6 protein-coding genes are annotated in these 8,287 nt (G+C 64.9%); 1 reads left to right on the top strand and 5 read right to left on the bottom strand.

What is annotated here, in order from left to right:
- Positions 1–564: 564 nt before the first annotated feature.
- Positions 565–2,628 (bottom strand): acetate--CoA ligase, encoded by a 2,064-nt coding sequence (gene acs / locus DWV11_RS14425; protein ID WP_425452065.1) that lies wholly within the window; start codon positions 2,626–2,628, stop codon positions 565–567.
- Positions 2,629–2,738: 110 nt separating this feature from the next.
- Here acs and DWV11_RS14430 point away from each other — a divergent pair, with 110 nt between their 5' ends.
- Positions 2,739–3,251 carry a DUF3830 family protein gene (locus DWV11_RS14430; RefSeq protein ID WP_115789615.1) on the top strand — a complete coding sequence of 171 codons (513 nt, stop codon included), beginning with the start codon at positions 2,739–2,741 and terminating at the stop codon, positions 3,249–3,251.
- A gap of 139 nt (positions 3,252–3,390) precedes the next feature.
- Here DWV11_RS14430 and DWV11_RS14435 read toward each other — a convergent pair whose 3' ends face one another.
- The 4 genes from DWV11_RS14435 to DWV11_RS14450 form a co-directional block, all read right to left on the bottom strand.
- On the bottom strand, positions 3,391–4,617 hold the full coding sequence (locus DWV11_RS14435) for a M20 family metallopeptidase (RefSeq protein WP_245953664.1): 1,227 nt from the start codon (positions 4,615–4,617) through the stop codon (positions 3,391–3,393).
- On the bottom strand, positions 4,614–5,858 hold the full coding sequence (locus DWV11_RS14440; RefSeq protein WP_115789616.1) for an aminotransferase-like domain-containing protein: 1,245 nt from the start codon (positions 5,856–5,858) through the stop codon (positions 4,614–4,616). The genes DWV11_RS14435 and DWV11_RS14440 overlap by 4 nt, the downstream gene beginning before the upstream one ends.
- A gap of 3 nt (positions 5,859–5,861) precedes the next feature.
- Positions 5,862–7,043: a M24 family metallopeptidase gene (locus tag DWV11_RS14445; RefSeq protein ID WP_115789617.1), complete on the bottom strand. Its 1,182-nt coding sequence runs from the start codon at positions 7,041–7,043 to the stop codon at positions 5,862–5,864.
- Positions 7,044–7,118: 75 nt separating this feature from the next.
- Complete coding sequence (locus DWV11_RS14450; RefSeq protein WP_115789618.1) at positions 7,119–8,141, bottom strand: D-2-hydroxyacid dehydrogenase; 1,023 nt, start codon at positions 8,139–8,141, stop codon at positions 7,119–7,121.
- Positions 8,142–8,287 lie beyond the last annotated feature (146 nt).

Raw genomic sequence — 8,287 nt, forward strand, 5'->3', positions numbered from 1 at the left:
AGTGCCATAAATCCAGCTGCCAAGAGCATGATCCACGACGACAGGCGTTGCTTGCTTCAGTGCAGGGCTAAGGGAAGTCATGCAGCTAATTCTCCCGGAAATTGCCCGATTGTCAACAATAGTCGCGTGGGCTGTCTCATAAACTGTGTTCTCATCACGCGCAAGGGGTGGCGCGGAGGGATCTCCGTGCCGTCCCTTGAGGCTTCCTGCCGTGAGGCATGCGAGTTGTGTGCTCAGTAGCTGTCGGCCGGGAGTCGCAAGGCCGGATAGCCGTCGTTGGGTGTTGGGGAGGGATGGGGCCGCTCGACGAGCGTCCAAACAACGGCCGTTCCGCCGTCGGCCGGCATGATGCTTCCCTCGGTGAGGAAATGTGCGGGAGAGCGGCGGTTCAAGGGTGCCCACCAGCCGTTGACAGGGCAGTGCTCCCCGGTGCGGGGCCGGGCGTTGGTTGGGCTGCTTACAACGCTGTGAGCAGACATGGTGAGAGTGCGTTTCTTCATGGTGTCCTCCAATTTCTGTCCAGGAATGAAAGGCTTGTCATTCGCGCTCCGGCAAAGCGGGGTGTTACTTCCGCAGGGATTCGGCGATCTGGGACATGATCGTGGGGTCCGAAAGGGTGGTGGCGTCGCCCACTTCGCGGCCTTCGGCGACGTCCTTGAGGAGGCGGCGCATGATCTTGCCGGAACGGGTCTTGGGCAGTTCGGGAACCACGAGGACGTGCTTGGGTTTGGCGATGGGGCCGATTTCCTTGCCGACGTGGTTGCGAAGTTCCAGCACGGTGGCGTCGCCGTTGTTGACCGCGTCGCCGCGGAGGATGACGAACGCTACGACGGCCTGGCCGGTGGTTTCGTCCGCGGCCCCGACGACGGCGGCCTCGGCAACGGCCGGGTGGCTCACCAGCGCGGACTCGATTTCGGTGGTGGAGAGGCGGTGGCCGGAGACGTTCATGACGTCGTCCACGCGGCCGAGCAGCCAGATGTCGCCGTCTTCGTCCTTCTTGGCGCCGTCCCCGGCGAAGTAGGTGTTTTCGAAGCGGGACCAGTAGGTGTCCTTGAAGCGTTCCGGGTCGCCCCAGATGCCGCGCAGCATGGAGGGCCAGGGTTCGCGGATCACGAGGTAGCCGCCGTGACCGTCCGGGACGGATTCGCCGGTTTCGTCCACGACGTCGATCGCGATGCCGGGCAGCGGGACCTGCGCGGAGCCGGGTTTGGTGGCCGTGACGCCGGGCAGGGGTGCGATCATCTGGGCGCCGGTTTCGGTCTGCCACCAGGTGTCCACGATCGGGGCAGGGTTCTCCTTCCTTTCACCGTTCTTGCCCGCGTTGGCGCCGATGACGTCGCGGTACCACATCCACGCTTCGGGGTTGATGGGTTCGCCCACCGAGCCGAGCACGCGGATGGAGGACAGGTCGTACCCGGCGGGGATGTCCCGGCCCCATTTCATGAACGTGCGGATCGCGGTGGGAGCGGTGTAGAGGATGGAGACCTTGTACTTCTCCACGATCTCCCACCAGCGGCCCTGGTGCGGGGAGTCCGGGGTGCCTTCGTACATGACCTGGGTGGCGGCGTTGATCAGCGGGGCGTAGGCGACGTAGGAGTGGCCGGTGATCCAGCCGACGTCGGCGGTGCACCAGAACACGTCCGTGTCCGGGTGCAGGTCGAACACGGCCTTGTGGGTGTACGCGGTCTGCGTGAGGTAGCCGCCGGTGGTGTGCAGGATACCCTTGGGCTTTCCGGTGGTGCCCGAGGTGTAGAGGATGAAGAGCGGGTGTTCGGAGTCGTGCCCGACGGCGGTGTGCTCGGCGGAAGCGGCGTCGACCGTGTCGGCCCACCACTTGTCCCGGCCTTCCACCCAGTTGACGGGCTCGCCGTTGCGCTTGACCACCACGACGTTCTCAACGGTGTGGCCCTGCTTGGCCAGGGCCTCGTCCACGGCGGGCTTGAGCGGTGAGGGCTTGCCGCGCCGGTAGGTGCCGTCCGCGGTGACCACGAGCTTGGCCTCTGCGTCATCGATGCGCGAGCGCAGGGCGTCGGCGGAGAACCCGCCGAACACCACCGAGTGCACCGCGCCGATCCGGGCGCAGGCCAGCAGGGTGATCACGGCCTCGGGGATCATCGGCAGGTACACGGCCACCCGGTCGCCCTTGGCCACACCGAGCGCTTCGAAAGCGTTCGCGGCCCTCTTGACCTCCTCGGTCAGTTCCGCATAGGTGATGGTGCGGGTGTCGCCGGGCTCACCCTCAAAATGGATGGCCACCCGGTCCCCGAGTCCGTTCTCCACGTGACGGTCCAGGGCGTTGTATGCGGCGTTGACTTCGCCGCCCACGAACCACTTCGCGAACGGCGGCTCGGACCAGTCCAGGGCCTGGCCGAAGTCCTTGTCCCAGCTCAGCAGTTCACGGGCCTGCTTTGCCCAGAACGCCGGCCGGTCCGCCGCGGCCTCGGCGTACTCCCCGGCCCCAACAACGGCGTTCGCGGCGAATTCCGCTGACGGCGCAAACTTCCGGTTCTCATGCACGGGTGAAGCCGGCACCGGACGTCTGAGATCCTCCCGGATGAATTCTTTTTCTAACACGCATGTCCTTTCCGTCGGATGATTGTCAACAATCCTACGGGCGCAACGCCCCATCGACAAGCACCAGTAGGATTGTTGACAATCGTGATGGGCGCCACATAGCCTGATGGCAGTGGAAACGGCAAGGCGCTGTTTCCGGCTCCTACAGGAAGTAAGGCAGAAACATGGCGCGGTACATCAATATCACCCTCGAGAAGCGCGGGGTCACCTGCAAGGCACTCCTTCACGACGACGTCGCACCCCGCACAAGCAAGGCGGTTTGGGATGCACTGCCCCTCAGCGGGCAGGTGTTCCACGGAAAGTACGCCCGCAACGAGATTTACAACCTTGTGCCGGCTTTCGCACCGCAGGAACCGGGCGCGGAAAACACCACGGTCACTCCCATTCCCGGTGACGTCTGCTACTTCACGTTCACTTCGAACGACCTGAAGACGCCCTCCCACGGCTACGAGCAGGATTCTGAGACGGATGCGGTACAAACCATCGTCGACCTTGCTGTCTTCTACGGACGTAACAACCTGTTGCTTAACGGCGATACCGGGTGGGTTCCTGGCAACGTTTTCGCCACTATTGTTGAGGGCCTCGACGAGATGGCAGCGGCCTGCCAGGACATCTGGATGGGCGGCGCCCGCGACGAGACGCTGACGTACTCCCGCGCCGTAGACTCCACTCCTTAAGGACGCAACTGGAATCGCAGCAGCCGGGCCGCTTCCAGCGGCCCGGCTGTGCTTGTTTCCTGGATGTGCAAAGAACGGCCGGCTGCACTGAAGAAGCAGCCTGCCGTTCTTTCTTGCGGTGAAGGTTCAGCGGAGGCTGTCAGTTCCGGCCGTGCCGCAGGCACATTAGGGCGTAGGCGCGGGCCGCTGCGACGAGCTCCGAGATGCTCACGGATTCGTTCACCTGATGCGCCTGGTCGTTAAGTCCTCCCGGGCCCATGACAATGGCCGGGACACCGAGGTCGCGGGAAACGAAGCCACCATCGCAGGCCGCCGTCCAGCCGGTGATGGCGCTGTCCACCCCGACGTCCGCAAGCGCGGATACCGAGTTTGCCACCAGTGGATGGTCTGCAGGGGTGCGGAATCCCGGCATCTCCATGGTGACCGCAGCCGCCACCGAGACGCCGTCCGAGTCGATGCCGGCCTCCCTGATCTGTTCACGGAGCCTGTCAAGGATCAGCTGCGCGTCGTCGTCGGGCATGAGCCGCCGGTCCAGGGATACCGTGCATTCGGCCGCTACCATGGACGTACCGGTACCACCGCTGATGAGTCCGACATTCCAGCTCCCCGCGGCCAGCAGCGGGTCCTGCTCGGCCTTTAGCCGGGCGTGATCGTCGCGGACCAGATCCAGGATCTTCGCGGCCGCGTCAATCGCGTTCCGACCGTCGGCGGGCCGGCCGGAGTGGGCTGACTTGCCGGTGACTTTCAGCTCGATGTAGCTGTCACCCCGGCAGGCAATCACGGTCTCCAGGTCGGTGGGCTCGGCAACCACGCACGCCGAATAACTGAAGGCCGGATCGGCTGCGGCGGAGGCGGTGTACGCGCGGATGCCGATGCCCAGGTCCTCCTCATCCACGGTGCAGGCCAGTGCCGCGCTGAACGGCAGCTCGGCACCGGCGTCCTTGAGTGCCTTGAGGGCGATGAGGACGGCGGCCAGGCCGCCTTTCATGTCCGTGGAGCCCCGGCCGAAGAGCCGGCCGTCCCGTGAATAGGGTTCAAACGGGGGACGCTCCCAGCCGGTCCCGGCCGGAACAACATCCGAATGGCCCAGGAACAGCATGCCTGGCAGGCTGCCGCCGGGCAGGACGGCCGTGAAGTTCGGCCGTCCCTCCGCGACGGTTTCGGTGACAACGTCCAGGCCAGCGGCCCGGCTGAACTCCGTCAGGACCTGCACGGTGGCTTCCTCGGTCCCGCCGGGGTTCTCGCCGCCGGCAGCCACCAATGCGGTGGTGAGCGCCACCAGCTCCGCTTCGCTGATCAGGCCCAGGACCCTGTCCTCGATCACCTGCTGTGCCTGTATGCGCTGCTGTTGGGGGGCGGCACTCACGCGCCTGCTCCGGCCCTAAGCGCTGCAAGCTCACGGTCCATGGCCCGGCCAAGTCGGATGATTCCTTCCTCGGCCCGTTCGGGAGTGGTTGATGCGAAGCAGAGGCGGACGGCGTCGTCGAACTTTCCGCTGGCGGACAGCGCCGGTCCGGGGATGAATGCCACCCCTTCTGCGAGTGCCGTTTCGAATAGCTTTCGGGTGGAGATCCGCGCGTCCTCGCCCTGCAGGGTGAGCCAGAGGAAGAAGCCGCCTTCGGGATCGGTGGTGGTGACCCGGTCACCCAGATGCCGGCGCAGACTTTCCTGCATCGCGTCCTTGCGGCGCTTGTACTCCGTCCGCAGGCCTGCCAAGTGGTTGTCCAGGCCGCCGCGGCGGATGAATTCGGCCACGATGTGCTGGTTGGGGACGTTGGTGCAAGTGTCCATTGCCTGCTTGGCATTGATGACCAGCTGGCGGAGCGCCGGATCGGTGTCAACCCAGCCCACGCGCAGGCCCGGAGCCAGGATCTTTGAGAACGTGCGGACAGAGAACAGCAGCGGATCGCCCGGGCTCAGAGCCTGGAAGGACGGCAGGTCCTCGCCTTGGAACCGGAGGAGGCCGTAGGGGTCGTCGTCGATGATCACGGCGTTCCACTCGTGGGCCAGTACCAGCAGCTGGTGGCGCCGGGCCAGTGACAGGGTGACGCCGGACGGGTTCTGGAAGTTGGGGATGGTGTAGATGGCCTTGGGCGTGCGCCCGGTGGCGGCCACCAGCTCCGGGAGGGCTTCGACGATGAGGCCGTTTTCGTCCATGGGCGCTTCGAGCAGCTCGGCGCCGTAGCTCAGGGCGGTGGCGCTGCCGTTCGTGTACGTGGGGCTTTCAACAATGACCAGGTCGCCGGGGTTGATGAAGATCTTGCAGGCCAGGTCCAGGCCCTGCATGCCGCCGGCGGTGATGGTGACGCGGTCCGCCGTGGTGGGGTCCGTGGTCCCGCCAAGGTAGTCCACCAGCGCCTTCAGGAGCACGGGCTCGCCCTCAGTGGCGCCGTAGGTCATGGAGCTGTGGTCAATGACCTTGTCAGCGATGTCGCGGAATTCGTCCAGCGGCACGGCTTCGTCCGCGGGGGAGCCCATCGCAAAGCGGACAATGTCGTGGGTCTGGGCCGCCAGCAGGGAGGTGCTGGAGTCGATGACAGAGCCTACAAGGCTGGCTGCGCGGTCTGCCAGCGGCAGTGCCTGGGCGCGGGTAGCAACGTGGTTCATGGCCTAGCCGCCTTTCTGGATAAGTTCGCGGGGGAAGCTCGTGAAGGTTTCCACCCCGTCGGCGGTGACGCGGATGGATTCAGAGAGTTCGTAGCCGTAGTTGTCCATCCACATGCCGCCGATGACGTGGAAGGTCATGTTCTCCTCGAGGATGGATTCCTCCTCGGAGCGGATGGAGATGGTGCGCTCGCCCCAGTCCGGCGGGTAACCGACGCCGATCGAGTAACCGATGCGGGACGGCTTCTCCAGGCCGTACTTGGCCAGCGTCCAGTTCCAGGCGCGGGCAAGTTCACGGACGGGAACGCCCGGCTGCACCTCGGTGAGCACGGCGTTCAGGCCGTCGGCGACGGCGTCCGCCAACTTGGAGAGCCGTTCCGGCTTCTTGCCGAGCGTCAGAGTGCGCGCAAGGGGCGTGTGATAGCGATGGTGGGCGCCGGCGAGTTCGATTACCACTGCCTGGCCGTCCTCGAAGCGGTCCTCGCTCCAGGTCAGGTGCGGGGTGTCGGCAGCTTCGCCGGTGGGCAGCATCGGCACGATGGCGGGGTAGTCACCGCCGATGCCGTTGGCGCCCCGGATCTGTGCCTGGCTGATCGCCGCGGCCGCATCGCATTGGCGGACGCCGACGTCGATCGTTTCCACGGCAGCCTGCATCGCCGCCATGCAGACCTGCGCGGCACCGCGCATCAGCTGGATCTCGGCGGGGGACTTGACGGAGCGTACCCAGTTGACCAGCTCGAAACTGTCCACCAGGGTCCATTCGGGGATGGCGTTGACCAGCGAACGGTATGCCTTCGGGGAGAAGAAGTGCGAGTCCATCTCCAGGCCCACGCAGCCCTTGGCGGCGGGGGCAATGAGGTGGCGCTCGCGCAAGGCAAAAGCTACCCAATCGAAGGGGTGGACATGCGGGCGGTGAACGTACTGTTCCGGGTAGCCGACGATGCAGTCCTCCGGGAGCCAGCTGGTGCGGAAGGCGCCGCCGGCGTCCATGGCCCGGGTAAAGAAGATCATGGGTCCGTCAGCGGGTACAAAAACCAGTTGCGGAGTGTAAAAGGACCAAGCGTTGTAGCCGGTCAGGTAATAAATGTTGGCCGGGTCGGTGACCAGCAGGGCGGAGAGACCCTGTTTGGCCATCCGCAGGCGCACTCCGGCGAGCCGGGCATCGTACTCCTCGTGGCTGAACAGCAAAAAGACACCTCCAATAAAATTAGTAGATTGTTTAGACGTAGCGTTTATGGGCTGTGTCACGGATTGGACGCAGCTTCAGTGGGAGCTATGGGGGCGCGTGCTGACATAGCCGCGTTCCTTGTCCACCACATTCGTGAGATCCCCGCCGGAGGACCAGCGCTGAAGGTTGGCCAGGAACTGGTCCGCCAGCGCGTCGCGCCAGCCGATAACGTCACCGCACATGTGGGCGGACATGTGGACGTTCTCCATCTTCCAGAAGGGATGGTCTGCGGGAACCGGCTCTTCCGTGAAGACGTCCAGCGAGGCCGCGGCTATCTGGTGCTTCTGGAGGGCTTTGATCAAAGCATCCTCATCCACGAGTGCACCGCGGCCCACGTTGACGAGGTGGGCGGTCGGTTTCATGGCGGCCAGGACATCGGCGTTCACCATCTTCCGCGTCTGCTCGGTAAGCGGAGCGATGAGCACCATGTGATCTGCCCAGGCCGCATGCTCAGCCAGGTCGCAGCTGGCATGGATGGTCCCGAAGTCGGGATCGTCCCCGCGGCGTGTGCGCCCGATGCCCCGGACCTCCAGTCCCACTGCGCGGAGCAGCTTGGCGGTGGCGCGTCCGATTCCTCCGGTTCCCACCACCAGAGCGTGCGAGCCCTCAGTGCGAGTAACTTCCCGGTGCTGCCAGACGGCCTGCTGCTGCAGGGCCTTGCTGACATGGAGCTGCTTGTCATGGGCGAGGATCGATGCCAGCGCGAATTCTGCGATCGGCAAATCAAAGGTGCCGTGGGCGTTGGTGACTACGACGTCCGAGCTCCGCAGCTCGTCAAACATCATCGCGTCCACACCTGCCGCCGCCACATGGACCCACCTGAGGGAGTCCGCCTGGGGCCAGGCGTCCCTCAGGGCCGACGAAAAAAAGTCCCAGAGGAACAGGATGTCCGCTCCCCGTGACGCTTCCGGGAGGCCGGTGGCATCGGTCAGGACGACATCGGCCTGGGACTTGATGGCACCGAGGTTGTAGGGGCGGGGCTGGCCTTCCGCCACAAGGATGACAACGCGGGGCTTCCTCCGGGTGCCATCAGGGCTCTGGTTGTTAGTGTTACTCACACCACAACAGTATCGGATCCTCGGATTGTTGACAATCAGCGCATGTGACGCCCATCATGGAACGCATGACTTCCCTTAGCCCTGCACTGAAGCAAGCAACGCCTGTCGTCGTGGATCATGCTCTTGGCAGCTGGATTTATGGCACT

The sequence above is a fragment of the Arthrobacter silvisoli genome (genome assembly GCF_003369445.1).
Lineage (GTDB): Bacteria > Actinomycetota > Actinomycetes > Actinomycetales > Micrococcaceae > Arthrobacter > Arthrobacter silvisoli.

Excerpts from the sequence above, each read along its gene's own strand:
- DWV11_RS14430 (WP_115789615.1), top strand. The coding sequence starts at position 2,739 with ATGGCGCGGTACATCAATATCACCCTCGAGAAGCGCGGGGTCACCTGC.
- acs (WP_425452065.1), bottom strand. The coding sequence starts at position 2,628 with ATGGGGCGTTGCGCCCGTAGGATTGTTGACAATCATCCGACGGAAAGG.
- DWV11_RS14440 (WP_115789616.1), bottom strand. The coding sequence starts at position 5,858 with ATGAACCACGTTGCTACCCGCGCCCAGGCACTGCCGCTGGCAGACCGC.